The sequence below is a fragment of the Nakamurella alba genome, from assembly GCF_009707545.1.
Lineage (GTDB): Bacteria > Actinomycetota > Actinomycetes > Mycobacteriales > Nakamurellaceae > Nakamurella > Nakamurella alba.
The window spans coordinates 855227-881683 of the sequence record NZ_WLYK01000001.1 but is presented as its reverse complement, the minus strand read 5'-3'; the positions used below and the strand labels follow the sequence as shown (position 1 = coordinate 881683).

Annotated in this window: 24 protein-coding genes and 1 riboswitch; of the genes, 6 read left to right on the top strand and 18 right to left on the bottom strand. The window is 74.6% G+C overall.

Features of this window, described 5'->3' with window-relative positions; translation table 11 throughout:
- Positions 1-53: 53 nt before the first annotated feature.
- From gatB to GIS00_RS03840, 6 genes are all read right to left on the bottom strand, one after another.
- On the bottom strand, positions 54-1574 hold the full coding sequence (gene gatB, locus GIS00_RS03865) for an Asp-tRNA(Asn)/Glu-tRNA(Gln) amidotransferase subunit GatB (protein ID WP_154767022.1): 1521 nt from the start codon (positions 1572-1574) through the stop codon (positions 54-56).
- The gene (gatA, locus tag GIS00_RS03860) at positions 1571-3139 is read right to left on the bottom strand and encodes an Asp-tRNA(Asn)/Glu-tRNA(Gln) amidotransferase subunit GatA (RefSeq protein WP_322097456.1); all 1569 of its coding nucleotides are present in this window, start codon (positions 3137-3139) and stop codon (positions 1571-1573) included. Before gatA ends, gatB begins: the two co-directional genes overlap by 4 nt.
- A 3-nt stretch (positions 3140-3142) precedes the next feature.
- Positions 3143-3469, bottom strand: a complete 327-nt coding sequence (gatC, locus tag GIS00_RS03855; protein WP_322097455.1) for an Asp-tRNA(Asn)/Glu-tRNA(Gln) amidotransferase subunit GatC — start codon at positions 3467-3469, stop codon at positions 3143-3145.
- A 178-nt stretch (positions 3470-3647) separates the two neighbouring features.
- Positions 3648-5660 (bottom strand): acetoacetate--CoA ligase, encoded by a 2013-nt coding sequence (locus GIS00_RS03850; protein WP_154767021.1) that lies wholly within the window; start codon positions 5658-5660, stop codon positions 3648-3650.
- A 48-nt stretch (positions 5661-5708) separates the two neighbouring features.
- Positions 5709-6866 (bottom strand): uroporphyrinogen-III C-methyltransferase, encoded by a 1158-nt coding sequence (cobA, locus tag GIS00_RS03845; protein WP_322097454.1) that lies wholly within the window; start codon positions 6864-6866, stop codon positions 5709-5711.
- A gap of 85 nt (positions 6867-6951) precedes the next feature.
- Positions 6952-7911, bottom strand: coding sequence for a LysR family transcriptional regulator (locus tag GIS00_RS03840; protein ID WP_196073101.1), 960 nt, complete (start codon positions 7909-7911; stop codon positions 6952-6954).
- Between the two features lie 87 nt (positions 7912-7998).
- Here GIS00_RS03840 and GIS00_RS03835 point away from each other — a divergent pair, with 87 nt between their 5' ends.
- Together GIS00_RS03835 and GIS00_RS03830 are read left to right on the top strand one after the other, a co-directional pair.
- On the top strand, positions 7999-9261 hold the full coding sequence (locus tag GIS00_RS03835) for an MFS transporter (RefSeq protein WP_154767018.1): 1263 nt from the start codon (positions 7999-8001) through the stop codon (positions 9259-9261).
- Positions 9262-9265: 4 nt separating this feature from the next.
- Entirely contained in the window at positions 9266-10012 is a 747-nt protein-coding gene (locus tag GIS00_RS03830; protein WP_322097453.1) for a cobalt-precorrin-6A reductase, read from the top strand.
- Here GIS00_RS03830 and GIS00_RS03825 read toward each other — a convergent pair.
- On the bottom strand, positions 9921-10928 hold the full coding sequence (locus GIS00_RS03825; RefSeq protein WP_322097452.1) for a cobalamin biosynthesis protein: 1008 nt from the start codon (positions 10926-10928) through the stop codon (positions 9921-9923). The two genes, GIS00_RS03830 and GIS00_RS03825, sit on opposite strands and share 92 nt — an antisense overlap.
- 57 nt (positions 10929-10985) lie before the next feature.
- Here GIS00_RS03825 and cobU point away from each other — a divergent pair, with 57 nt between their 5' ends.
- Positions 10986-11546 (top strand): bifunctional adenosylcobinamide kinase/adenosylcobinamide-phosphate guanylyltransferase, encoded by a 561-nt coding sequence (cobU, locus tag GIS00_RS03820; protein ID WP_154767016.1) that lies wholly within the window; start codon positions 10986-10988, stop codon positions 11544-11546.
- A gap of 13 nt (positions 11547-11559) precedes the next feature.
- Here cobU and GIS00_RS03815 read toward each other — a convergent pair whose 3' ends face one another.
- Genes GIS00_RS03815 through GIS00_RS03800 form a run of 4 tightly spaced genes read right to left on the bottom strand, consistent with a single transcriptional unit; the run spans position 11560 to position 14438 of the window.
- Positions 11560-12348, bottom strand: coding sequence for an adenosylcobinamide-GDP ribazoletransferase (locus GIS00_RS03815; RefSeq protein WP_322097451.1), 789 nt, complete (start codon positions 12346-12348; stop codon positions 11560-11562).
- Entirely contained in the window at positions 12345-13391 is a 1047-nt protein-coding gene (gene cobT, locus GIS00_RS03810; protein WP_154767015.1) for a nicotinate-nucleotide--dimethylbenzimidazole phosphoribosyltransferase, read from the bottom strand. Before cobT ends, GIS00_RS03815 begins: the two co-directional genes overlap by 4 nt.
- The gene (locus GIS00_RS03805) at positions 13388-14203 is read right to left on the bottom strand and encodes a CbtA family protein (protein WP_154767014.1); all 816 of its coding nucleotides are present in this window, start codon (positions 14201-14203) and stop codon (positions 13388-13390) included. Before GIS00_RS03805 ends, cobT begins: the two co-directional genes overlap by 4 nt.
- 13 nt (positions 14204-14216) lie before the next feature.
- Entirely contained in the window at positions 14217-14438 is a 222-nt protein-coding gene (locus GIS00_RS03800) for a CbtB domain-containing protein (RefSeq protein ID WP_154767013.1), read from the bottom strand.
- A gap of 52 nt (positions 14439-14490) precedes the next feature.
- Positions 14491-14560: riboswitch (cobalamin riboswitch) on the bottom strand.
- A 78-nt stretch (positions 14561-14638) separates the two neighbouring features.
- On the opposite strand from GIS00_RS03800, the gene GIS00_RS03795 reads away from it, so the two are divergent.
- Entirely contained in the window at positions 14639-15202 is a 564-nt protein-coding gene (locus GIS00_RS03795; RefSeq protein ID WP_154767012.1) for a histidine phosphatase family protein, read from the top strand.
- On the opposite strand, the gene GIS00_RS03790 is transcribed toward GIS00_RS03795, so the two are convergent.
- The 4 genes from GIS00_RS03790 to GIS00_RS03775 are packed head-to-tail and all read right to left on the bottom strand — an operon-like array spanning position 15138 to position 20881.
- Positions 15138-15758: a histidine phosphatase family protein gene (locus GIS00_RS03790; protein ID WP_154767011.1), complete on the bottom strand. Its 621-nt coding sequence runs from the start codon at positions 15756-15758 to the stop codon at positions 15138-15140. The genes GIS00_RS03795 and GIS00_RS03790 overlap by 65 nt on opposite strands.
- Positions 15755-18229, bottom strand: coding sequence for a cobyrinate a,c-diamide synthase (locus GIS00_RS28785; RefSeq protein WP_322097450.1), 2475 nt, complete (start codon positions 18227-18229; stop codon positions 15755-15757). Before GIS00_RS28785 ends, GIS00_RS03790 begins: the two co-directional genes overlap by 4 nt.
- Positions 18230-18248: 19 nt before the next feature.
- On the bottom strand, positions 18249-18872 hold the full coding sequence (gene cobO / locus GIS00_RS03780) for a cob(I)yrinic acid a,c-diamide adenosyltransferase (protein ID WP_154767010.1): 624 nt from the start codon (positions 18870-18872) through the stop codon (positions 18249-18251).
- Positions 18872-20881: a VWA domain-containing protein gene (locus GIS00_RS03775; RefSeq protein WP_154767864.1), complete on the bottom strand. Its 2010-nt coding sequence runs from the start codon at positions 20879-20881 to the stop codon at positions 18872-18874. Before GIS00_RS03775 ends, cobO begins: the two co-directional genes overlap by 1 nt.
- Positions 20882-21198: 317 nt before the next feature.
- Here GIS00_RS03775 and cbiE point away from each other — a divergent pair, with 317 nt between their 5' ends.
- Both cbiE and cobM read left to right on the top strand, forming a co-directional pair.
- On the top strand, positions 21199-22440 hold the full coding sequence (gene cbiE, locus GIS00_RS03770) for a precorrin-6y C5,15-methyltransferase (decarboxylating) subunit CbiE (RefSeq protein WP_322097448.1): 1242 nt from the start codon (positions 21199-21201) through the stop codon (positions 22438-22440).
- Positions 22440-23180 carry a precorrin-4 C(11)-methyltransferase gene (gene cobM, locus GIS00_RS03765; protein WP_154767009.1) on the top strand — a complete coding sequence of 247 codons (741 nt, stop codon included), beginning with the start codon at positions 22440-22442 and terminating at the stop codon, positions 23178-23180. Before cbiE ends, cobM begins: the two co-directional genes overlap by 1 nt.
- Here cobM and GIS00_RS03760 read toward each other — a convergent pair.
- The 3 genes from GIS00_RS03760 to GIS00_RS03750 are packed head-to-tail and all read right to left on the bottom strand — an operon-like array spanning position 23148 to position 26427.
- On the bottom strand, positions 23148-24671 hold the full coding sequence (locus GIS00_RS03760; RefSeq protein ID WP_154767008.1) for a precorrin-2 C(20)-methyltransferase: 1524 nt from the start codon (positions 24669-24671) through the stop codon (positions 23148-23150). The genes cobM and GIS00_RS03760 overlap by 33 nt on opposite strands.
- Entirely contained in the window at positions 24668-25339 is a 672-nt protein-coding gene (locus GIS00_RS03755) for a precorrin-8X methylmutase (protein ID WP_154767007.1), read from the bottom strand. Before GIS00_RS03755 ends, GIS00_RS03760 begins: the two co-directional genes overlap by 4 nt.
- Entirely contained in the window at positions 25336-26427 is a 1092-nt protein-coding gene (locus tag GIS00_RS03750) for a precorrin-3B synthase (RefSeq protein WP_322097446.1), read from the bottom strand. Before GIS00_RS03750 ends, GIS00_RS03755 begins: the two co-directional genes overlap by 4 nt.
- Between the last annotated feature and the right edge of the window lie 30 nt (positions 26428-26457).

Genomic DNA, 26457 nt, shown 5'->3' with positions numbered 1-26457 from the left:
CCGACAATATGCGCCTGCCCTTATAGAGGCAAGGGCCTCTGCAAGGGCATGGCTCAGCCTTCGACACCCAGGGTGGACAGCACCAGCGCGCGCACCTTGGCCGCATCGGCCTTGCCCCGGGTCGCCTTCATCACGGCGCCGACCACGGCGCCGACCGCCTGCACCTTGCCGGAGCGGATCTTGTCGGCGACATCCGGCTGCGCGGCGAGGGCCTCGTCCACCGCCGCCTGTAGCGCGGAGTCGTCGGAGACCACCGCGAGCCCGCGGGCCTGCACCACGGCGTCCGGCTCGCCCTCGCCGGCCAGCACGCCGTCGACGACCTGCCGGGCCAGCTTGACGGTCAGCGACCCACCGTTGACCATGCCGATCACGGTCGCCAGCTGCTGCGGGGTGATCGGCAGCTCGGTGAGCGGCACGCCCAGGGTGTTCGCCTGCTGCCCCAGGTAGGCGGTCCACCAGGACCGGGCCTCGGTCGGCGTCGCGCCGGCGGCCACCGTCCCCTCCACCAGGCCGACGGCGTCCGCCGCCACCAGGTCGCGCATCTCGAGATCGGTGAAGCCCCAGTCGGACTGCAGCCGGGCCCGGCGCACCCAGGGCAGCTCCGGCAGCGATGCCCGGATCTGCTCCACCCAAACCGCTTCCGGCGCCAGCGGCACCAGGTCCGGCTCCGGGAAGTACCGGTAGTCCTCGGCAGTCTCCTTGACCCGGCCGGATCTGGTGCTGCCGGTCGACTCGTCGAAGTGCCGGGTCTCCTGGATCACCGTGCCACCCGCATCGAGAACACCGGCCTGGCGGGAGATCTCGTAGCGCACCGCGCGTTCGACCGAACGCAGCGAGTTGACGTTCTTCGTCTCGGTCCGGGTGCCGAAGACCGGGTTGCCGGCCGGCGTGAGTGACACGTTCGCGTCGCAGCGCAGCGAGCCCTGGTCCATCCGGACGTCCGAGACGCCCAACGAGGCCAGCAGATCGCGCAGCGCCCGGACGTAGGAGCGGGCCACCACCGGGGCCGAGGCCCTGGTCCCGGTGACCGGCTTGGTGACGATCTCGACCAGCGGCACCCCGGCCCGGTTGTAGTCGAGCAGCGAGTACTCGGCGCCGTGGATGCGCCCGGTGGCGCCGCCGACGTGGGTCGACTTGCCGGTGTCCTCCTCCATGTGGGCGCGCTCGATCTCGATCCGGATCGTCTCGCCGCTGCCGTCGTCCAGCTCGACGTCGAGGTAGCCGCCGAAGGCGATCGGCTCGTCGTACTGCGAGGTCTGGAAGTTCTTCGGCATGTCCGGGTAGAAGTAGTTCTTCCGGGCGAACCGGCACCAGGACGCGATCGAGCAGTTCAGCGCCAGCCCGATCCGCACCGCGAACTCCACGGCCTTTTCGTTGATCACCGGCATCGCCCCGGGCAGCGCCAGGCAGGTCGGGCAGACCTGGGTGTTCGGCGGGGCACCGAAGGTGGTGGAGCAGCCGCAGAACATCTTGCTGACCGTGCCCAGCTCGACGTGCACCTCCAGGCCCAGGACGGGGTCGTACTTCTCGATCGCCTCGTCGTAGTCGACGAGGTCGGTCACGGATGCGGTCATCGGGCCGACACCTCCAGTGCGGGGGCCAGGGCCGGCACACCGCTGCCGTTGGCGACGATGTAGGCCTGTTCGAAAGCGGCGGCGACGCGGTACATCTGCGCCTCACCGAGGGTCGGCCCCATGATCTGCAGGCCGACCGGCAGCCCGGTGTCGGCGGCCAGGCCGCTCGGCACCGACATCGCCGGGATGCCGGCCAGCGAACCGGGGATGGTGGCGAGGTCGTTGAGGTACATCGCCATCGGGTCGTCGACCTTCTCGCCCAGCGGGAACGCGGTCACCGGGGAGGCCGGCGAGATCAGCACGTCCGCTGCGGCGTAGGCGTTCTCGAAGTCCTGCCGGATCAGCGTGCGGACCTTCTGCGCGCTGCCGTAGTAGGCGTCGTAGTAGCCGGCCGACAGCGCGTAGGTGCCGAGCATGATGCGGCGCTTGACCTCCGCGCCGAACCCGGCACCCCGGGTCGCCGACATGACGTCCTCGGCGGAGACCAGCGCGTGCCCGTCCCGGACGTCGGCCAGGGTGCGCAGCCCGTACCGCATGGCGTCGAACCGGGCCAGGTTGGAGCTGCACTCGGACGGCAGGATCAGGTAGTAGGCGGCCAGCGCGTAGCGGAAGTGCGGGCAGGAGACCTCGACGATCTCGGCGCCCAGTCCCTGCAGCGTCGCCACCGCGGCGGTGAACGACTCCATCACGCCGGCCTGGTACCCCTCGCCCGAGAGTTCTTTCACGATACCAATCTTCACGCCCTGCAGGCCATCGGCGCGGCCAGCCTCCACCGCTTTCGTGGCATTCAGGTACGCGAATTGAATCGACGTCGAATCCATCGGGTCGTGACCACTGATCACGTCGTGCAGCAGCGCGGTGTCCATGACGGTGCGCGCGCACGGCCCGACCTGGTCCAGCGAGGAGGCCAGCGCGATGACGCCGTACCGGGACACCCCGCCGTAGGTGGGCTTGGCGCCGACGGTCCCGGTCACCGACGCGGGTTGGCGGATGGAGCCGCCGGTGTCGGTGCCGATGGCCAGCGGCGCCTCGAAGGCGGCCAGTGCGGCTGCGGAGCCGCCGCCGGACCCGCCGGGGATCCGGGTGAGGTCCCACGGGTTGCGCGTGGGCCCGTAGGCCGAGTTCTCGGTCGAGCTGCCCATGGCGAACTCGTCGAGGTTGGTCTTGCCCAGGATCACCACGCCGGCGTCGCGCAGCCGGGACGTGACGGTGGCGTCGTACGGCGGGATCCAGCCCTCGAGGATCTTCGACCCGGCCGTGGTCGGCACACCCTGCTGCACCACGATGTCCTTGAGCGCGAGCGGCACCCCGGCCAGCGGCGAGGCGGCCGGCTCCCCGGCGGCACGGGCGGCGTCGACAGCGGCGGCCTGCTGCAGCGCGAGCTCGCCCGAGACGTGCAGGAAGGCATGGACATCGCCGTCCACGGCGGCGATCCGGTCCAGGTGCGCCTGCGCGACCTCGACGGCGGTGTACTCGCCGCCGGCGATACCGGCGGCCAACTCGACGGCCGTGCTGCGGACCAGCGCGGCACTGGTGCTGTGGTCGGACACTGCGTTGTCAGACACTGCTCACTCCTCGCCCAGGATCTGCGGGACCCGGAACCGGCCGTCCTCGGCCGCCGGCGCTGCGGCCAGGGCCGCCTCGTTCGTCAGTCCGGGACGGTGCTCGTCCGCGCGGAAGACGTTGGTCAGCGGGACGGCATGGGTGGTGGGCTCGATGTCGGGGGTGGCGACCTCGGAGACCTCGGCCACCCACCCCAGGATCTGCGACAGCTGCCCGCCGTAGAGATCGAGCTCGGAGTCGGTGAGCTCGAGCCGGGCGAGCCGCGCGAGGTGCGCGACGTCGTCCCTGGTCAGGGTCGGGGTGGCGGTGTCGTCGCCGGACGCTGTGGACACGATCCTCCGTAGGCAGGCCGCCGGTGCGGGTCAGGTGCTCCCCGTTCCCGGGGTGCTACGGGCGGCTCCGCCGGCGTCGGAGGCGTCCACGGGCATCCTAGTGACCGGACGGACGCAGCTTCCGCCCGTTATCCGCCGGCTGTAGTCCGCCCGTGGTCCGCCGGCCCGCCCCGGACCGTCACTCGCGGGCCTGCCCGGCCAGCGCCAGGTACGGGTCCAGCGCGGCCGGGTCCAGCAGCGCCTCCCGGCTGATCGCCTTCTCCACCGGCACCCCGGCCAGGATCCGCTTGACCGGCACCTCGCACTTCTTGCCGGACAGCGTGCGCGGTACCGCGGGCACCACCAGGAACCGGTCCGGGACGTGGCGCGGCGACAACTCCGACCGCAGGGACCGGCGCAGCACGGGCTCGACCTCGGACAGCTCCACGCCGTCGGCCAGTACCAGGAAGCAGAGCAGCTCCCCCTCGTGCGCGTCGCCCAGCGCGGTGGTGTCGACCACCAGCGAGTCGAGCACCTCGGGCAGCGCCTCCACCACGGCGTAGAAGTCCGCGGTGCCCATCCGCACCCCGCCGCGGTTGAGGGTGGAGTCGCTGCGGCCCTGCACCACGAACGAGCCGCGCCGGGTGGCGACCACCCAGTCGCCGTGCCGCCACACCCCTGGGAAGTGCTCGAAGTAGGCCTCCCGCAACCGGTGTCCGTCCGGGTCGTTCCAGAACTTCACCGGCATCGACGGCATCGGCGTGGTGATGACGAGTTCGCCGACCTCGTCGAGGATCTCGTGGCCGTCGTCGTCGAATGCCCGCACGTCGGCGCCCAGCGCGGCGCAGGACAGCTCACCGCGGCGGACCGGCACCGTGGGCGCGGTGCCCAGGAAGGCGGTGCAGACATCGGTGCCGCCGGAGGTGGAGCAGACCTGGACGGCCGCGCCGACCGCCTGCGCCACCCAGTCGAACCCGGCGGCGGACAGCGGCGAGCCGGTCGAGCCGACCGTCCGGATCCGCGAGAGGTCGTGCCGCGCAGCGGGTTCCAGGCCGTCCTTCTCGCAGGCGTGCAGGTAGCCGGCCGACACCCCGAACACCTCGGTGCCGGTCCGCTCGGCCAGCGCCCACAGCGCGTGCAGGTCCGGGTACCCGGGATTGCCGTCGAACAGCACCGGTACGGCGCCCACCAGCAGGCCGCCGACCAGGTAGTTCCACATCATCCAGCCGGTCGTGGTGAACCAGAAGAACCGTGACCCCGGGCCGAGGTCCAGGTGCAGCCGCAGCATCTTGAGGTGCTCGACCACGATGCCGCCGTGACCGTGCACGATGCCCTTGGGCAGCCCGGTGGTGCCCGAGGAGTAGAGCACCCACAGCGGGTGGTCGAACGGCACCGGGTCGAACTCGAGAACTGCGTCGCCGGCGAGGAACTCGTCCCAGGACACCATCCCGGACCCGGCCGGTGCGGGGTCGGACAGCACCGGGACCACCACGGTCCGCCGCAGGGCCGGCAGCCCCTCGCGGATCTTCCCGATCTTCTCCGCCAGGTCGAACTGCCGGCCGCCGTAGCGGTACCCGTCGACGACGACCAGCACCGAGGGTTCGATGGCACCGAACCGGTCCAGCACGGCGCGGGTACCGAAATCGGGCGAGCAGGACGAGAAGATCGCGCCCAGGCTCGCCGCGGCCAGGAAGGTGACCAGCACCTCGAGTCCGTTCGGCGCCAGCGCGACCACCCGGTCGTCCCGGCCGACGCCGGCGGCGATCAGGCCGGACCTGGCCCGCCCCACCAGGTTTCGCAACTCGCCGCGGGTGACGATGCGGTCGGTGCCGGCCGGGTCCTCGGTGGCGACCACCAGCGCGGGGTCGCCGGCCTGCCGGCCGGGACCGGTGGCCAGCGCCTGCTCGGCGTAGTTCAGCGTGCCGCCCGGGAACCACACCGCGCCCGGCATCGAGGCGTCGGCCAGCACCGCGGTCGGCCGGTCGTGGAAACGCACCCCGAGCTGCTCGACGACCAGGGACCAGAACTGCTCCGGCTGCGCCACCGACCAGGCGTGCAGCGCCGGGTAGTCCAGCGGGTCGAGGTCGGGCAGGTGGGCGTCCCGCACGGCGCCGGCGAAGTCGGCGATCGCGCTGCGGGCGGCCCGCTCCGGATCCGGCGTCCACATCACGGCCGGCGCGTCGCTGCCGGTGTTCTCACCTTCGGTCGCCATCAGACGTGGGTCCCCTTCTCGTGTCGTCGGCAGGCTACCGGCCGCGGGTCAGTCCGTACGGCGCGGGTCGAACGCGGCGACCGAGCCGATGACGGTGACGGCCGGGGCCTTCAGCCCCGCCTCCCGGGTACGGTCCGCGATGTCGGCGACGGTGCCGACCACGCGGCGCTGCGACGGCAGCCCGGCATCGGCGACGGTGGCCGCCGGGGTGGCCGGGTCCAGGCCGTGGCCGATCAGCGTGCTGCACACCTCCGGCAGTGTCTTCAGCCCCATCATCAGCACCAGCGCGGTGCCGGTGCGGGCGAGCGCCGCCCAGTCGAGGGTGGACCGTGGGTCGCCCGGCGGCACGTGCGCGGTCACCACGGTGTAGCCCTGGTTCAGCGTCCGGTGGGTCACCGGGATCCCGGCCAGCGCCGGGGCCGCGGTCGCCGAGCTGACCCCGGGCACGATCCGGACGTCGATGCCGGCCGCCTCGCAGGCCTGCCACTCCTCGCCGCCGCGGCCGAACACGAAGTTGTCGCCGCCCTTGAGCCGCACCACCGTGCGGCCGGCCCGGGCGTGGGTCACCAGCAGCCGGTTGATCTCGTCCTGCGAGGTGCTCGGCCCGTGCGGGATCTTCGAGACGTCGATGATCTGCGCGCCGTCCCGCGCCCGCTGCAGCACGGCGAGCGGGGCCAGCCGGTCCACCACCAGCACGTCGGCCTCGGCGACGGCGGCCATGCCGGCCACGGTGATCAGGCCCGGGTCACCGGGGCCGCCGCCGACCAGCACCACCCGGCCGCCGGACACCCGCCGCTCGACGGCGGGCTCGACCGCCACCGCCCCGCTGCCCGACAGAGTCAGCCGCCCGGCCCGCTCGGCGGCCTCGGCCAGCCCGGCATCCAGCTCCGGGTCCCCGGTGGCGGTCACCACCAGCAGCGCCTCCCGCAGGTCGGCGTCGGTGATCTCGCGGCGGTGCAGGGTGATGAGTCCGCGGTCGGCGAGGTCGGTGACGGCGTCGGCGGGGTGGGTGCTCACCACGGTGACCAGGGCCCCGGCGGCGCGCAGCGCGGCGATGCGGCCGAGGGCCGGGGGGCCACCACCGGCGACCAGCACCGGGCGGCCGCGGACCGGGAGGTCGACGGTCAGCGTGCCCGTCCCGGTGCTGCCACCGATCTCGCCACCCGCCGGCACCGTCGAACCGTCCTGCTGCTGGTGTCTGCCCACGGCTGTTGATCCTGCCGCATCCCGCGGGTCCCGCCGACCGCCTGTGGCTTTCCCCGGCGCTACAGGGCGGGTGACGTCGACCGGCTCAGCCCGACCGGGAACCGGCCGCCCAGGCGGTGACCAGCTCGGCGAACGCCCTTGCCGGGCCGGGCAACTCGACCGCATCGCCGCGGATCATGCCGACCTCGCGGAACGATCCGTCGTCCAGCAGCGGGACCAGCCGCACCCCCACGGGTGTCGTGACCTGCTCGGCCGGCACCACGCCGACACCGAGACCGGCCCCGACCAGGCCGACCACCGTCGCCATGTCGGTGCTCTCGAAGGTGATCCGCGGCCGGAACCCGGCGCGCCCGGTCAGCTCGTCCAGGATCCGCCGCATGCCGTAGCCGGCCTGGAGTGCGATGAACGGCTCCGCCGCCACCTCCCCGATGGCGATGGCCGGCCGCTGTGCCGCGGGGTGCCGCTCCGGGACCGCGAGCACCAGCGGCTGCCGGAACAGCTCCTGCCACTGCAGCCCGTCACCCGCCGGTCGCGGCGAGGTGATGGCCAGGTCGGTGCCGCCCTCGCGGACCAGCCGGGCCAGCGTGCCGGCCGAGTCCTGACGCAGTTCGAACCCGGCCCCGGGGAAGGTTTCCCGGAACCGCCGAATCAGGGCCGGGACCACCCGCACCCCGAAGGAGTGCAGGAACGCCAGCCGGACGGTGCCCATCGGGGTGGCCAGGTCGGCGATCTCCCGCCGGGCGGCGTCCAGCTCGGCCTGCGACCGGCGGGCCCGCTCGTAGAACGCGCGGCCGGCGGCGGTGGGCACCAGCCGGCGCGGGGTGCGCTCGAACAGCGCGGCGCCCAGCTCCTGCTCCAGCCGGGCCAGCCGCCGGGTCAGCGTGGGCTGGGCGATCCCCAACTCCGCCGCGGTCGCGGTGACCCGCCCGGTCTCCACCAGCAGCAGAAACCAGTGCAGGCCGTGAGAGTGATCCGGCCGGGGCCCGATGTGAACCGCGTCACCCGACACCCGCACCTCCCGGACCGAAGTGGCACTGAACTGCATCGATGCACAGTATGCATCGACTTGGGTGTATCCATGCATTTCCGTTGGTCGTTCGGAAGGCGAAACATCCTGCTGCGGAGGCGAGTGATGACAGTGCAGCAGGACCGGACCACCGCGGACGTCACGACCGCGGAGAAGCACCGGCGCGGCACCCCCGGGTACCGGCGTATCACCTGGGGCCTGTTCGCCGCCGGCCTGTCGACGTTCGTCGCGCTGTACTGCACGCAGGCCCTGCTGCCCTCGCTCACCACCGCCTTCCACCTGGACCCGGCCACCTCGGCCCTCGCCGTCTCCGTCGCGACCGGTGCGGTGGCGCTGGCGATCATCCCGGCGAGCACCCTGTCCGAGCGGTTCGGCCGCACCCGGGTGATGACGATCGCCGCTGTGGCCTCGGCGGTCATCGGATTGCTGCTGCCGCTGTCCCCCACCTTCCCGGTGCTGCTGATCGGCCGTGCCCTGCAGGGCATCGCGCTGGCCGGGGTGCCGGCGGTGGCGATGGCCTACCTGGCCGAGGAGGTGCACGGCACCACGCTGGGCGCGGCGATGGGCCGGTACATCGCCGGCAACACCATCGGTGGGCTGCTGGGCCGGTTGATCCCGGGCTCGGTGCTGGACCTGGTGCCCGGGTTTGCCGGCTGGCGCTGGGCCCTCGGGGTCACCGGCCTGGCCGCGACCGCCTTCACCGTGCTGTTCCTCCGCTGGGCCGAGCCGTCGCGGTTCTTCGTGCCGCGGCGGATCGGGATCCGTTCGCTGGCCCGGCAACTCGCCGGCCACCTGCGCACCCCGTCGCTGCTGGCGCTGTTCGCACTGGCATTCGTGCTGATGGGCGGCTTCGTCTCGGTCTACAACTTCGTCGGGTTCCGGCTCACTACAGCGCCTTTCGACCTCCCCCAGGGCATCGTCGGGCTGGTGTTCCTGCTGTACCTGTCCGGTACCTGGTCCTCCGCCGCGGCCGGGCGCTGGGCGGACCGCTTCGGCCGGCCCACCGTGCTGCTGTCCGGGGTGGTGGCCACCGCGGTCGGCCTGTTGCTGACCCTGCCGGACCACATCGGCACGATGATCCCCGGCCTGCTGTTGTTCACCGCCGGCTTCTTCGCCGCCCACTCGGTGGCCAGCAGCTGGGTCGGCAGCATCGCCACCGAGCACCGGGCGCAGGCCTCGTCCCTGTACCTGTTCGGCTACTACCTGGGCAGCGCGGCCGCGGGCGCCGCCGGCGGGGTGTTCTGGTCCGCCTCCGGCTGGGCCGGTGTCGTGCTGTTCGTCGGCGCGCTGCTGATCGTCGGCATCGGGCTGGCGGTCGTCATCACGGCCACCACCCGGATCGCCGGGAAGCGGGTTCTGGCAGGCTGACCCGGTGCGCGAGGACCCGGGAGTACTGATCATCGGCGGGACGGCCGAGGCCCGGGGCCTGGCCGCGGTCCTGGTGCAGACCGGGATCCCGGTGCTGTCCTCGCTGGCCGGTCGGGTGCGTGACCCGGCCCTGCCCGCCGGCGAGGTACGCATCGGCGGCTTCGGCGGTCCGGACGGACTGCGGGAGTTCCTGCGGCAACGGCGTTTCCGCGCCCTGGTCGACGCCACCCACCCCTTCGCCACCCGGATGTCGGCACACGTCGCGGCCGTCGCACCGGAGCTGCCCACCCTGCGGCTGGCCCGGCCGGGCTGGGCCGACCACCCGGACGCCGCGGGCTGGACCTGGGTGGACGGCCCGGCGTCGGCGGTGCAGGCGATCCGGGCGACGGACGGCCCGCTCCTGCTCACCACCGGGCGGCAGACCCTGGACCACTACCGGGTTCTCACCGACCGGACGGTGCTGGTGCGGGTGGTGGAACCACCCGAGCAGCCGCTGCCCTCGGGGTGGTCGCTGATCCGCGACCGCGGACCCTATCGGGTGGAGGCGGAGACGTCGCTGCTGCGCGACCACGGGATCCGGGTGCTGGTGTCCAAGGACTCCGGTGGCAGCTACACCGCGCCGAAGCTCGACGCCGCCAGGGATCTCGGGATCCGCGTGGTCATGCTGACCCGACCCGCCGCGCCCGCCACGGTGCTCTCGACCGACTCGGTCGACGGTGCACTGGCGTGGTTGTGGACCGTCCTGCACTGATCCCGACCGCCAGCACCGCCGCCGCGGCGGTCACCAGGGTGACCAGCAGGCCGGCCCTGGCCAGATCGGCGGCATCCGGCGCCGGCCCCTCCCCCAGCCGTCCGCGGTCCTCCACCGTGCCGTGATAGACGTTGCTGCCGCCCAGGGTCCGGCCCAGCGCGCCGGCGAAGGCGGCCTCCACCGGACCTGCGTTCGGGCTGGGATGGGCCCCGGCATCCCGGCGCCAGGCCCGCACCGCCGCGGCAGGTGCACCGCCGACCAACGGTGCCAGTCCGGCCGCGAAACACGCCGTGAGCCGGGCGGCCGGCCAGTTCACCACGTCGTCCAGCCGCGCCGCGATCCGGCCGAAGCGCAGGTAGCGCGGCGACCGATGACCGATCATCGCATCCAGGGTGTTCACCGCCCGGTAGCCGAGCAGACCGGGCACACCGAACAGACCGCCCCACAGCAGCGGCGCCACCGCGGCGTCGGAACTGTTCTCCGCCAACGACTCCACGGCCGCCCGGGCCACCCCGGCCGGGTCCAGCACCGTGGTGTCACGACCGACCAGCCGCCCCACCTGGCGCTGCGCGGCCGGCAGATCGCCGGTGTCGAGCACGGCGGCCACCGCGGCGCCCTCCCGCACCAGCGTCCGGGCGCCGACCACCGACCACGTCGCCGCCGCCGTCGCCAGCACCTGCCCGGCCCCGGACCGGCAGACACGCTCGGTGAGCACGCCGAGTCCCACGGCGCCGCCGGCCAGCAGAGCGACGTGCACCCCGCCCGCGACGATCGAGTCACGGTGCAGACGCCGCTCGAGAGCCGTTGCCACCCGGCCGAACCCGGCCACCGGATGACCGCGCACCGGATCACCGAGCACCTGGTCGGCCACGACCCCCAGCAGCAGCCCGGCGGCCCGGGCCCTGCCCGGCCTCACCCGTCCCGCCCGGTAGGGTCGTTCCGGACAGGCACGTCGGAGGGAACGGGAGTGGTGATGCACCAACGGGTACCGGTGCAGCGCACCCTGGTCACCGGCGGCGTCCGGTCCGGGAAGTCCCGGCACGCCGAGACCCTGCTGAAAACCTCGGCCGCCGACCGACCGGTCACGTACCTGGCCCCCGGACCGGTCCCGGACGGCACCGACACCGAGTGGGCGGACCGGATCCGCCGGCACCAGCAGCGGCGACCGGCCGGCTGGGTCACCGTGGAATGCGGCGCCGAAGCATCCACCGCGCTGCGCGCGGTCACCGGCCCGGTGCTGCTGGACTGCCTGGGCACCTGGATCACCGCGGTGCTGGACGGGATCGGCGCCTGGGACCGCCCGCAGCCGGAGTGGGAGCCCGAGGTGCACCGGCGCATCGACGATCTCGTCCGCGCCTGGTCCGCGGTGCGCGGGCCGGCGGTCGCCGTGACCAACGAGGTGGGTTGGGGCGTCGTCCCGGAACACCGCTCCGGGCGGCAGTTCCGCGACCTGCTGGGCACGGTCAACCAGCGTGTGGCCGCGGCGAGCGACGAGGTGCACCTCGTGGTGGCCGGCCGGGTGCTGGTGCTCTGACCGCCCCCGGCCATCAGGCCCGACCGATCGCCGCGACCAGCAGCATTGCCGCCAGCGCACTCTCGACGCCGGCGCCGAGCACGTCGCCGGTGACACCGCCGAGACGCCGGACCGCCCGCCGGCACAGCACCTCGACGATCGCCCCGGCGACCAGCACCGTGACGGCCCCGAGCCACCAGGCCCGGCCGATCGCGCTGCCACCGACGGACAGCACGGCGGCGAGGACCAGGGCACCGACCGCGGCAACCCCGCGCGGCACCGTTCCGGCGACCAGCGCGCCGAGGCCGTCCGGTCGCGCCGAAGGCACCCCGGCCCGGCAGAGTTGCCACAGCGCGGCCCGCGAGCAGCAGACCAGCACAGCCACCGCGAGTGGTCCGGCCACACCGGGATGCCGGGCGAGCACCGCTGCGGCAGCAGTGATCTGGGCCAGCAGCACCAGCACCAGGGTCGCGGCGCCGGCGGGCCCGACGTCACCGGTCCGCATCACCGCCAGTGCGCGCTCACGGTCGTAGGAGGCGGTGAGACCGTCGGCGGTGTCGGCCAGGCCGTCCAGGTGCAGGGCCCGGCTGCTCAGCGCCAGCACTCCGGTCATCAGGACGGCGACGAGCAGTTCCGGTAGCCGCAACCAGGTCCCGGCTGCACCGACCAGGCCCACGACGACCGCCGATGGCAGCACCGCGACCGGCGCGAGCAGCATGGCGGACCGGGCGACACCGCGGTCGATCCGGTCCGGGCCGCGCACCGGCAGTGCGGTGAGAGTGCCCACCGCCAGCGCGATCCCGGACCGGACCGTCCCGGTCACAGGTCCAGGTCGGACAGCAACGACATGCCGGAGAGCACCGCGGTCGCGGACCGCAGCAGCGGCACGGCGGCGAGCGCGCCGGTGCCCTCGCCCAGCCGCATCCCCAGGTCCAGCAACGGTTCCAGACCCAGTGCCTGCAGGGCCGCCGACTGGGCCGGCTCGGTGGACCGGTGACCGGCCGCCCACCAGTGCACCGCACCCGGCTGCAGCCGCTGCGCGGTGAGCGCCTGGGCGACCGCGATCACCCCGTCCAGCAGCACCGGCACACCGTGCCGGGCAGCGGCAGCGAGAAAGCCGACACCGGCGGCGAAGTCGGCCCCACCGGCGGCGGCCAGCAGGTCCACCGGGTCGGCGGCCCGGCCGCGGACCCGGGCCAGTGCCGCCCCGATCACCTCGGTCTTGCGCTCGAGGCCGGGATCGTCGATGCCGGTACCGCGGCCGGTGACGGTCGCCGCGTCCAGGCCGAGCTGCGCCCCGATGAGCACGGCGGCCGGCGTGGTGTTGCCGATGCCGAGGTCGCCGAGCACCAACAGGTCGGCGCCGGCGTCGATCTCCTCGGCCGCGATCTCCGCCCCGGCGGCCAGCGCCGCGGCGATCTCCGCGGCGCTGCAGGCGTCCTCGCGGTCGATGGAGCCGGACGACCGGCGCACCTTGTACCGCTGCACGTCGGCCGGCACGCCGGCCAGGTCGTCGTCCACCGCGATGTCCAGCACCCGGACCGTGGCGCCGAGGGACCGGCCGAGGACGGCCACGCCGGCGCCACCGGCCAGCACTGTCCGCACCATCGCCGGGGTGACGGCCGCCGGGTAGGCCGAGACCCCGTGCTGCGCCACGCCGTGGTCACCGGCCAGCACCACGACGCGGACCCGCTCCGGCCCGGTCGGCCTCGCGCTGCCCGAGCACGCGGCGTACCAGACGGCCAGCTCACCGAGCCGGCCCCAGGCACCGAGCGGCGTGGCCAGCGCGTCCAGCCGGGTCCGGGCAGCGGCGGCCACCTCCCGGGACGGCGCCGCGACGGCCTCCCGGGCGACGGCACCGCTCATGCCGCGACAGGTTCCGGCGCGACCAGCCGGGCCGGTGCCGGGAGCCGGTCGACGGCCCGCTGCATCAGTTCGCCGAGCACCACCGCGGCCACGGCCCAGAGCGCGAGTTCGACGGCCAGCGAGGAGGTCCGGAACTGCCACAGCAGGCTCGCCGGGAAGTCCCCCACCTCGTCGATCACCGGGAACAGCCGGACGGCGACGACCACCACGACCAGGTAGCCCAGCACCGCCAGGGCGCCGGCGCGGAACCCGCCGAGGGTGCCGGCGGCCCGCCGGGCCAGCACGGTCGCCAGCACGGCGGCGACCACCGACACGGCCAGGAAGGCGAAGAACAGGCCGGTACGGCGACCGATGGTCTCCCCGTCGCCGACCGCCGGCGGATTCGCCGGGTACTTCAGGAACGGCACCAGGAAGGCAGCGCCGAACCCGATGGCGGCGACCGTGGCGACGGTGCCCCGGACCCCGGCCCGGCCGAATCGGCCGAGCGCGAAAGCAGAGGCCAGGCCGAGGATCCCACCGACGGCGAGACCGAACAGCACGGTGCCGGTGAGCAGTCCCCAGGTCGACTGGGTGGAGCGGGAGACCTCGGCGTCCTCGCCGTGCGAGTGCTCCGGGGTGCCCTCGTCGTGGGCGTGGTCGTCCGGTGCGGCGGCCACTGCCCCGGGCTCGTCGGCGGGCGCCGCAGATTCCTCCAGGGCGATGGCGGCGTCCACCGGCGGCTCACCGACGACGTAGGCGACACCGAAGGTGACGATGCCGGCGATCAGCCCGGCCAGCAGGCCGCGCAGCAGGAAGGTACGTGCGGTCAACATGTCGGCCGCCCGCTCAGTGGCAGGGGAAGCCGAGCAGGTGGCGTGCGTCGTGCACCCACTCGTGCACGCCGGTGCCGGAGAACACCGACAGGGCACCCTGCTCGGAGGACACGAAGTACACGGCGAGCAGCAGGATCAGGCCCGCGAAGACGGCCCACGGCAGCACCTGCCGGATCGGCAGCGTCGGCAGCGCGACCTGCGGCAGGGCGGGGGAAAGGGGGACGGCGGCAGCCATCGGGGCCTCCTCGGGGTTTCTGCGACCCCTGGTCGGTGGAGCTGGACGGCATCGGGGTCTGGCTCGGGATCCGGGGATCCCTCACAGTGGCGCGACCGCACCGGATTTGCACCGGCTTCCCGATATCGCTGAGACGTAGGGAACGTAGTCCCCCGCCACGGCGGGGTCAACGCCGGGGTCCCCCGTGCGACGCTGGGCACATGGCACACCCGGCCGCGCGGCTGCTGATCCTGGCCTGCGGCGCCACCGCCGATCATGCCGCCGTGGCGTTCCCCACCGAGACGTCGCCGTTGCTGCGGGCGGTCGCACCGCCCCGACCGCTGCGCGCCGACCGCGTGCTGGCCGGTCCGGAGCTGCGCTGCACGCAGACCGCCGACACACTCGGGACGTGGGAGCCCGCACCGGCCGGTCTGCACGACCTGGACGCCGGCGACTGGACCGGCCGCCCGGCCGTCGACCTGCTCGACGAGGGGCTTCCGGAGTTCCTGACCGGGACGACATCCCGGGCGCCGGGCGGCGAGTCGTTCGGTGACCTGATCGCCCGGGTCCGGCACGCACTGGACGGTCTCCCGCAGGAGCCGCACCGCTCGCTGCTGGTGGTGGCCCCGCTGGTGGTCCGGGCGGCGCTGGTGGCGCTGCTGGACCTGCCGGACACCGCGTTCCACCGCTTCGACGTCGCCCCGCTCACCCTGGCCCGGGTCAGCGGGTTCCGGACCCCGGCCGGGACCCGATGGAACCTGCAGGGTCTGGCGCCGCTCGGCTGATCACCTGGCCGTTGTCGACCGGGATCCATTCCATGTCGTGCAGTGCCCGGCGGTCCAGCAGGGACAGCGCCACCCGGATGGTGTCGCCGTGCCCGACCAGCACGACATCCCCGCCGGCGGAGCAGATCTCCGGGGACGAGAGGAGGCCGGCCATCCGGGTCCCGACGTCGTCGATCGACTCGCCGCCGGGCACCCGGCGGCGGCTCTGCCCGCCCTGCTCGGTCCACGGGTCCCGGCCGAACCACTCGCCCCACCGGATCCCGGCCTGCTGTGTGGTCAGCCCCTGCCACTCCCCCAGGTGCATCTCCCGCAGTGCCGGCGTCGGCACCGGCGTCAGACCCAGTGCGGCGCCGATGATGTCGGCCGTCTGCGCGGCCCTGGTGAGATCCGAGGTGAGCAGCAGGGTCGCGTCCACCCCGGCCAGCTGCGCGGCCGCCGCGTGCGCCTGCTCCCGTCCGCGTTCGGTCAGCTCCGGCGCCGCGGTCTGGCCCTGGACCAGACCCTGCTCGTTCCAGGTGGAGCGCCCGTGCCGGACCAGGTGCAGCCGGCGGCTCATCCGGCCTTCCTGCCCTCGCGCACGATCCGGGCGAGGGCGTCCAGGAACGGCACCATCACCTCCGGCGCCCGCACCGCCACCCGGATCCAGCCGGGGCCCAGCCCCGGGAAGGTGTCGCCCCTGCGGACGGCGATGCCGTTGTCCCGCAACATCTCCCGTACCCGGTCGGGCCGGTCGTGGGCCGCCGGCCGGCCGGTGTCCAGCAGCACGAACGGCGCACGCGGAGTGCCGGCCACCGGCAGCCCGAGCGCGGCGAGCCGTGCTGCCAGATCCGCCCGCCACTCCTGGGCCTGCTCCGCCATCGCGTCCGCCTCCGCCAGCGCCCGCGGCGTGCAGCAGGCGACCATGGCCGCGGCCGCCGGCGAGGAGACGGACCAGGGCGGCTGCTGCGCGCGCAGCCGGGCCACCAGTTCCGCCGGACCCAGCAGGTACCCGGCGCGCAGCCCGGCGATTCCCCAGGTCTTGGTGAGCGACCGCACCACCACCACCCCCGGGAGGTCCTGTCCTGACAGGGATTCCGGTTCACCCGGCACCGCGTCGAGGAAGGCCTCGTCCACCACCAGCAGTCGCCCGGGGGTGATCAGCTGTTCCAGCACCGCCCGCGGGTGCAGGGCGCCGGTCGGGTTGGTCGGGTTGCCGATCATCACCAGGTCCGCGGTCGCCGGGACCGCGGCCGGGTGCAGCCGGAAACCGTCCTCCGGCCGCAGCAGTACGCGGTCCACCCGGTGGCCGGCAGCCCGCAGTGCGGCCTCCGGTTCGGTGAACTGCGGGTGCACCACCACCGTGTGTCGGGGCGCGAGCGTGCGGGCCAGCAGGGTGAACGCCTCCGCGCCACCGGCGGTCGGCAGCACCTGCGCCGGGTCGCGGCCGTGCCGGGCGGCGATCGCCGCGGTCGCCTCGTCGGTCCGCGGGTACGCCGCCAGATCGTCCAGCGCTCCCCGCAGCACGTCCTGCAGCCAGTCCGGGGCCGGGCCACGCACGTTCACCGCGAGATCCAGCAGGCCGGGGGCGGCATCGGCATCACCGTGGTGGTGCAGGTCCGGCTCCGCCACCGTGGTGCGGACCGGTGCCGGCCGCCGGGCCGGCCGCCGCACCGGGGCCGCGGCGCGCACCGACTCCGCGACACCCGCTGCCATCGACGGGTTCCCGGCCCAGTGGGTGTGCAGGTAGGAGGCATGCACGGTGGCCAGGCCGGTCCCGGCCGGATCGATGGCGAACCCCTCGACCCGATCGGCGAACCGCCAGGCCGGCGTCACGCCGGCGGCCGGGGTGACCACGGTGCGGTGGAACTCGTGACCGGTGCTGCGCCCGCCGGCCGGTCCGTGGACACCGTCCGCGGCGGTGACCGCGGTGGAGTAGCGCAGGGTCAGCCGGGGTGTCATCACCGCGTCGGCCGGCAGCGCCCCGACCATCGGCGCGCCGTCGAGCGTCCGGCACAGGTAGAGCATCCCGGCGCACTCGGCGACGGTCGGCAGTCCGGCCCCGACCGCGGCACGCAGCCCGGCGGTCAGATCGGCGCGGGCGGCCAGTTCCCGGGCGTGCACCTCCGGGAAGCCGCCGCCCAGGTAGAGCCCCTGGGCGCCGTCCGGCAGGTCGTCGGCGAGCGGATCGAACACCACCGGCTCCAGACCGGCGGCCCGCAGCAGCTCGTCGGTCTCGGTGTAGCGGAAGGTGAAGGCCCGGCCGCCGGCCACTGCCACCACCGGCCGGTGACCGATCACCGGCGCGGTGCCGAGCGCGGTCGCCGGGTCCCAGGCCGGCCCGGCCAGGTCCGGCGCCGACCGGGCGATCCGCAGCACCGCGTCGAGATCGACGCCGGCGGCGATCCGCTGGGCGAGCAGCGCGGTGGCCGCTGCGGCATCGGTCCGCTCGTCCACCGGCACCAGGCCGAGATGCCGTGCCGGGGCAACGATCCCGTCGTCCCGGCCGAGCACACCGAGCACCGGGATGCCGGTGCGGGCGACCGCCGCCCGCACCTCGGCGACGTGCCGCTCGGAGCCCGCCTTGTTGAGGACGACCCCGGCGATCCGGACCCCCGGCTCGAACGTCGCCAGGCCGTGCACCACCGCGCCGACGGTCCTCGATGCGGCCGAGATGTCCACCACCAGCAGCACCGGGGCATCGAGCACCCGGGCGACGTGCGCCGTGGACGCGAAACCCTCACCGCCGATGGCGCCGTCGTGCAGCCCCATCACGCCCTCGACAACCGCGACATCCGCGGGCTCCGGGGTGGCGGCGCCGTGCAGCAGCAGCGGGACCAGCAGGTCCTCGCCGACCAGGTGCGGGTCCAGGTTGCGGCCCGGCCGCCCGGTGGCCAGCCGGTGGTAGCCGGGATCGATGTAGTCGGGCCCGATCTTGTGGCCGGACACCCGGTGCCCGGCCCGGCGCAGCGCGGCCATCAGCCCGGTGGCCACCGTGGTCTTGCCGTGCCCGGAGGCCGGCGCGGCCACCACGATCCGCGGGAGCCTCACCGTGCCGTCACCGGTGCCCTCACCATTCGATGCCCCGCTGGCCCTTCTGGCCGGCGTCCATCGGGTGCTTGACCTTCGTCATCTCGGTGACCAGGTCGGCCGCGGCCAGCAGATCCGGGTGCGCCCGGCGCCCGGTGACCACGACGTGCTGGTCGTCCGCGCGGTGGGTGAGAGTGTGCACCACATCGGCGATGTCGACCCAGCCCCAGGCGATGGGATAGGTGAACTCGTCCAGCACGTAGAGCCGGTGCCGGCCCTGCACCAACCGCCGTTTGATCTCCGCCCAGCCCTCGGCGGCCTCGGCGGCGTGGTCGGTCTCGGCACCGTCGCGGCGGGTCCAGGACCAACCGGAGCCCATCTTGTGCCACTCGATCGGGCCGCCGGTCCGACCGGTGGCATCGGCCCGGTGCAGCGCGTCGAGCGACTCCAGTGCGGTCTGCTCGCCGATCCGCCACTTCGCCGACTTGACGAACTGGAACACCCCGACGGACCAGCCCTGGTTCCAGCCGCGCAGCGCGAGACCGAAGGCGGCGGTGGACTTCCCCTTGCCGTCACCGGTGTGCACCATCAGCAGCGGGCGGTTGCGCCGCTGCCGGGTGGTGAGCCCGTCGGCCGGGACGACGTCCGGGATCCCCTGCGGCATCAGGCGGCCCTGTCCCCTCTGGCCGATCGGACGGTGCCGGCCAGCGCCGTGGCGTCGATCTCGCCGAGCGGCACGTACTCCGCGTCCAGCGCGGTGGCGATCGGCGCCGCCAGACCCATCCGGAACCGGCCGGTCTCGCAGTCCACCACCAGGGCGGCGACGCCGTCGGCGCGGAGCAGGCCGGCGGCGGCCAGTGCACGGGCAGGGGCGTCGGGTCCGTGGGTGGCGCGCCCGTCGGTGACGAGCACCAGCAGGGTGCGCCGCCGGGGGTCGCGGATCCGCTCACGGCGGACGGTCTCCCCGGCCAACAGCAGACCCTCGGCGATCGGCGTGCGACCACCCACGGGCAGGTCGGCCAATCGCCGGGCCGCCACGTCCACCGAGGAGGTGGGCGGCAGCACCAGGTCCGCAGCTCCGGCCCGGAACGTGATGAGGCCCACCTTGTCCCGGCGCTGGTAGGCGTCGAGCAGCAGCGACAGCACGGTGGTCTTCACCTGGTCCATCCGGCGCCGCGCGGCCATGGATCCGGAGGCGTCGACGCAGAGCAGCACCAGGTTCGACTCCCGGCCCTCCCGCACGGCGAGCCGCAGGTCCTCGCCGGTCAGTCGCAGTCCGGCGCCGTCCCGGCCGCGGGCCACCTGGTGCGGCGCCGCGGCGTGCACGGTGGCCAGCAGGTGCAGCCCGCTGCCCGATCCGTCACCGGGCCGCACGCTGCCCACCGCCCGGCCGCGCCCGGTCAACGCCCGCGACCGCCGCCCGGCCTCCCCGGCGCCCAGCCCGTCGACCTCGAAACGCCTGGTCCGAAAAGGGGTCCCGGCCGTCCCGGCCTGGATCCCGGGAGCCCGCTCACCGTCAGGACCCGCCGCCGGCCCCCGGTCGGCGGCAGCAGGGTCGGCCGACGTGCTGTCCGCGGGTGAGCCGTCGCCAGGCGCCCCGTCGGGAGCACCACCATCCTGGCCGCCGTCGGGTCCGGAACCCGGTTCGGAGCCCGACCCGGGCCCCGGATCCGGCTCCGGATCCGGCTCGGGCTCGGGCTCCGGTTCCGGCTCCAGGTCGTCCAGGATCCGGTCCAGCAACTCCTCGTCCAGGCCCGGCGCGTCGAACGGGTTCCGCCGGCGCCGGTGCGGCAGGGCGAGTCGGGCCGCGGCCCGGATGTCCGCGCGCTGCACCGTGTCCCGCCCGGACCAGGCCGCGTGGGCGGCGGCCGCTTTCGCAGTCACGATGTCCGCGCGCATGCCGTCCACCTCGAAGGCCGCGCACACGGTGGCGATCGCGGTGAGCGCCGCATCGTCCAGCCGCACCGCCGCCAGCCGGCGGCGGGCGTCGTCGATCCGGGAGGTCAGTGCCGCCTCGGCCGCGGCGTACCGGTCCACGAACCCGGCGGGGTCGTCGTCGAAGTCCAGCCGGCGCCGGACCACCTCGGCCCGCAGGCCCGGTTCCCGCGGCGCGGTCACCTCGACGGTGAGCCCGAACCTGTCCAGCAGCTGCGGCCGCAGCTCCCCCTCCTCGGGGTTCATGGTGCCGACCAGGACGAACCGTGCACCGTGGGTGACGGAGACACCGTCCCGTTCCACCGACGCCCGGCCCATGGCCGCCGCGTCGAGCAGCAGGTCGACCAGGTGGTCGTGCAGCAGGTTCACCTCGTCGACGTAGAGCAGTCCGCGGTGCGCGGCGGCCAGCAGTCCCGGCTCGTACTCGGTGACCCCGTCGGTGAGCGCCCGCTGCAGGTGCAGGGACCCGACCACCCGGTCCTCGGTGGCACCGACCGGCAGCTCCACCAGCCGGGCCGGCCGGTCGCCGGCGTCACCGCGGTGCTGCGGCAGGTCCGGGCAGCGCGGGTCGGGATCGGCGGGGTCGCAGGAGAACCGGCATCCGGCCACCACCCGCACCGGCGGCAGCAGCCCGGTCAGCGCGCGCACCGTCGTCGACTTCGCGGTGCCCTTCTCGCCGCGCACCAGCACCCCGCCGATGGCGGGTGAAACCGCGCAGAGCAGCAGGGCCAGGCTCATGTCGTCGGCGCCGACGACCGCGCTGAACGGGTACCCGACCGGGGCCACCGGAGCAGTCGGGTGCACGACGACAGACACGGAACCTCCTCCGCGGGTGTCCACGCCCGCGCCACGGGACGCCGAGCCGTGTCCGGCAGCGGCGGACGGACGCGGACGTCCTGGCTCCCTGCCGCCCGGGATGGTCCGGTCCCCGGGGCGGTCAGGTCACAGTGGCGGGACCGCTGCGGATTCGTGGCGCACCGCGCCACCCACCGCATTCCTCCACGACCGTCGGCGGTCATGCTGCCACAGCCGGCGGCCCGCTAAGGTCCCGGGTCGTGTCCAGCCACGTCTCCGCCACGGCCTCCACCCCGGCCCCGATCGCCGTCGTCGGCATCGGTGCCGACGGCTGGCCCGGGCTGGACGACCACCGTCGGCGGGTCCTCACCGGCGCGGCGACCGTGGTCGGCGGGCCCCGCCAGCTCACCCTGCTCCCGGACGACGTCGGCGCACGGCGCACCCCGCTCCCCCGCCCGCTCCGGGACCGCCTGCCGGCCCTGCTCGAGCAGGCCGCGGCCCCGGTGGTGGTGCTCGCCTCCGGCGACCCGCTGCTGTCCGGGATCGGCAGCACCCTGCTGGACCTGCTCGGCCCCGACGCCGTCGAAGTCCTGCCGCACCTGTCCTCGGTGACCCTGGCCCGGGCCCGGATGGGCTGGCGCGCCGAGGATGTCGCCGTGGTGTCGGCGGTGGGCCGGCCGCTGCACCCGGTACTGCGAGAGATTCATCCGGACGCCCGGATCGTCGTGCTGTCCGCCGACTCCGGCACCCCGGCGGCACTGGCGGCCCTGCTCACCAGGCACGGTCACGGCAACGCCGCGATGACCGTGCTCGCCGACCTCGGTGGTGCCGAACTCCGGCTCGACGGCACGCCCGGCGCCTGGCCGGACGTCACCGTCCCCGACCTGAACCTGGTGTGTCTGCACGGCTTCTCGACCGGATCCAGCACCACCCCGGGACTGCCCGACGAGGCCTACGAGCACGACGGGCAGCTGACCAAACGCGAACTGCGGGCCGCCGCCCTGGCCCGGCTCGGCCCGCGGACGGGTGAACTGCTCTGGGATCTCGGCGCCGGCGCCGGGTCGATCGCGATCGAGTGGTGCCGGCAGCACCCGCACAACCGGGCCGTCGCCGTCGAGTCCGACCCGGAACGGGCGGACCGCATCTCCCGCAACGCCTCCCGGCTCGGCGTCACCGTCTCCGTCGTCACCGGTCGCACCCCCGACGCACTGACCGGGCTGCCCGATCCGGATGCGGTGTTCGTCGGCGGCGGACTCGGCGGTGAGGGCGGGGCCGCAACCCTGCGGCTGGCCCGGGAGTCGCTGCGCCCGGGCGGGCGGCTGGTCGCGCACGCGGTCACCCTGGAGGGCGAGCAGTCGCTGCTCGCTGCCGCCGGTACGAACGGTGGTGACCTGACCCGGATCTCGGTGGAACGGGCGCTCCCGCTGGGCCGCTGGACCGGCTGGACGCCCGCCCGCCCGGTGGTCCAGTGGGCACTCGACGTTCCCCGGGAGGGCTTCTGATGACCGTGCACTTCGTCGGCGCCGGACCCGGCGCGGCCGACCTGCTCACCCTGCGGGCGGTGCGGATCCTGCAGGCCAGCCCGGTCTGCCTCTACGCAGGCACCTACGTCACCCCCGAGGTGCTCGGGCATTGCCCGGACGGCGCCGAGCTGATCGACAGCCAGCACCTCGACCTGGAGCAGATCGTCGGGCACCTGGTCCGGGCGCACCGGTCCGGCAAGGACGTGGCCCGGCTGTGTTCCGGTGACCCGTCGCTGTACTCGGCGCTGGCCGAGCAGACCCGCCGGCTGGACGAGGTCGGTGTGCCCTGGCAGGTGGTGCCCGGGGTGCCCGCCTACGCCGCGGCGGCGGCGCTGCTGGGGCGGGAGCTCACCGTGCCGGAGGTGGCGCAGACGGTGGTGCTCACCCGCACACAGGCCAGGTCGACGAGAATGCCGGAGACCGAACGACTGTCGCTGCTGGCTGCGTCCCGGGCGACGCTGGTGCTGCACCTGGCGGTCACCCGGGTCCGGCAGGTGGTCGAGGACTGCCTGCCGGAGTACGGCGCGGACTGCCCGGTCGCCGTGGTGCACCGCGCCACCCAGGCGGACGAGGTGGTGCTGCGCGGCACCTTGGCGACCATCGCCGACCGGGTGGAGGCCGCGGGCCTGCGTCAGGCGGCGGTCATCGTCATCGGGAGGGCTTTGGGCGCCGAGGGTTTCGTCGACTCACACCTGTACGGCAGCCGGTACCGACCGTGAGGTCCACACCCCGTGCGACCCGGCGGTCGTCCGGGTGGACCCGACGATCAGCAGGCAGCCCATGTCGATGGACGCCGGGTCCAGCGCGCCCAGCGTGGTGATCTCCACCGACTCGGCTGCGCGGCCGACCTGCCGGCCCACCACCACCGGCACGTCCGCGGAGCGGTGCTGCAGCAGCAGGTCCCGGGCGTCGGCGACCTGGGTGGTCCGGCTGCGCGAGGCCGGGTTGTAGATCGCGATCACCAGGTCGGCGGCGGCGAGTGCGGCCAGCCGGTCCCGGACCACCGACCAGGGCTTGAGCCGGTCGGAGAGCGAGACGATCGCGTGGTCCCCGCCGAGCGGCGCCCCGGCCCGGGCGGCCACCGCCTGGGCCGCGGTCATCCCCGGCAGCACCCGGATCCGCACACCGGCGAACCGGTCGTCGGCGCCGGCCGCCTCGAAGACCGCGGCGGCCATCCCGAACACCCCGGCGTCGCCACCGGACACCACCGCGACCCGCTGCCCGGCCAGCGCCAGCTCCAGCGCCAGCGAGGCCCGGTCCAGCTCCACGGTGTTGCCGGAGGCGTGCCGTACCAACCCTTCCCGCTGCGGCACCCGGTCCACGTAGGGCGCGTACCCCACCACGTGGTCGACCTGCCCGAGGGTCGCCGCCACCTCCGGCGTCACCCAGCCGTCCGGCCCCGGACCGAGCCCGACCACCAGCAGCTCCGCCGGCGGTGCGGCCGCGGGTTCCGCCACCGCAGCGGGCACCGCGGCCCGGGCCAGCCGCCGGTCACCGCCGGGTACCAGCACCAGCGAGAAATACGGCACCACAGCGGGATCCACCTCGGCGGCCGGCAGCACCCGCTGGTCCGCGGTGCTCGCCCGCTCGACGTAGACGGCGCCGGCTTCCCGGCCGGACTCGCGCAACGCCTGCCGCACCTCCGGGAAGGTGCGGCCCAGCTTCATGATCGCGGCGGCCTGGGTGTCGGCGAGCCGGCGCGCGAGCTCCGGTGCCGGCAGGGTGCCGGGCAGCACGGTCAGCACGTCCTCGTGCCGGGCCAGCGGCAGCCCGGCCGCCGCGGCCGCGCCGGACACCGAGGTCACGCCCGGCACCACGCTCGCCGGGAAGCGCCCGGCCAGCCGGTCGTGCAGGTACATGTACGACCCGTAGAACATCGGGTCGCCCTCGCACAGCACCACCACGTCCCGGCCGGCCGCCAGGTGCACGGCCAGCCGCTCCGCCGACTCGTCGTAGAAGCGGTCCATCACCGCGGGATAGCCGCCGGGGTCGGCGGTCTCGCCGGTGGTGACCGGGTAGACGAGCGCCTCCTCGATCACCCCGGCCGGCAGGATGTGGCTCGCGATGGTCCGGGCGATGGACCGCCCGTGCGGGCCGGAGTGGTAGGCGACGACGTCGGCGGCCGCCACCAGCCGGGCGGCCTTGAGGGTGATCAGCTCCGGGTCACCGGGTCCGAGTCCGACGCCGGCCAACGTACCTGTGCTGCTCATATCTCCTGCTCCCTGGCGAGGGCGTTGACCGCGGACGCGGCGAGCGCGGATCCCCCGCGGCGTCCTCGCACGGTGAGGTACGGCACCCCGCGCCCGAATGCGGCGAGGGCCTCCTTCGATTCGGCGGCCCCGATGAAGCCGACCGGCAGGCCGACGATCGCCGCCGGCGGCGGCGCACCGTCCGCCAGCAGCTCCAGCAGGTGGAACAGCGCGGTCGGGGCGTTGCCGATCGCCACCACCGCACCGGCCAGCCGGTCCCCCCAGAGCGACACGGCCGCAGCGGATCTGGTGGTCCCCCAGCGTGCCGCGAGGCCGGGCACCCGCGGGTCGCGCAGCAGGCAGACCACCTCGTTGCCGGCTGGCAGCCGGGCCCGGGTGATCCCGGCGTCGACCATGTGCGCGTCGGTGAAGACCGGCGCCCCGGCCGCCAGCGCCGTCCGTGCGGCGGGGACCAGCTCCGGGTGGATCTGCAGGTCCGCCGCCAATTCCGGCTCGCCGGCGGCGTGCACCATGCGGACGGCGACCCGCTCCGCCACCGCGGGCAGGTGCGCCAGCGCGGCCGGGTCGATCTCGGACCGGATCATCGCAAAGGAATGACGGTAGATCTCCGCGCCGTCCCGCACGTAGTCGTAGCGGGCGGTCGGCGGCCGCAGCACGTCGTCGATCATCCGGTGACCTCCCACGCCCGGACCGAGCGGTGCTCCCCTGCCGGCGCGCCACAGGCCCGCGGGCACCCGATCACGTGCACCCGCCCCCGATGGCCCTGGGTCGCGAGAGATGCTGCCACCGGCCGGGTGTCGGCCCGTCCGGACGGGCAGCGCGGGGCGCCGGTACAGGCGCTGATGCCGCTCCACGCCGCGTCCCCGTCCAACAGGAAGCCCGCGTCCGCCAGCACCGGCGCCATCCCCGGTGCGGCCGTCGGCAGCACGATCCCGCGCCATGGCGTCACCACGACCTCCGGTTGCCCGCGCAGCACATCCAGCATCGCCGGGGTCAGCACCCCGAGCGGTACCGCGGTCGACAGCGCGACGTCCCCGTCGTCCCGGGTGAGCACCCCGTACGGCATCACCACCGGCGCCCGGGGCTGATCGGGCGCGGTCGTGACGCCCGGCAGACCGTCCGGCAGCTCGTCCACGTGCCAGGCCCGGCCCCGCACCCGCAGGAACTGCGAGGCGAGATCAACGATCGCATCGGGGATCCCGGCAGTCGCCACCGACGGCCCGAGGCGGCCGCCGATCAGCAGCCAGCCGTGGTCCTGACCGGTCATCCGCACCCCGAGGTCGAGCCGCAGGCCGGCGAGATCACCACGCCCGTCGTCGATCCCGAACAGGAACCGCCCGGGCAGTCCGGCCAGGTCCGGGGCAGCGCACACCGCGCGGTCGAGAGCGTCGACCAGTGAACGGATGTCGGCCGTACCACCGGTGATCCCGGACAGCGGGGAGGCGGTGACGTTCCGCACCCGTTCGTGCCCGGGGGCGGGCAGCAGGCCGGCGTCGGACAGCAGCGTCACCAGCGCCGCCGGGGCCTCCCCGTCGGGATCCGGCCGGATGCCACGGATCTGCACGTTCCCCCGCGAGGTCAGCTGCAGGTCGCCGTCACCGAACCGGTCCGCGGCCCCGACGAGGGCGGACAGTGCCACCCCCGGCAGCCGCCCGCCGGGCAGCCGCAGTCGCACCAGCGCGCCGTCGGCGGCGAGGTGCGGACGCAGCAGACCGGGGCACCGGTCCGCGGCGGAACGGGCGATCGGTGGGGACACGGCGCCCATGGTGGCACGGCCGCTAGAGTG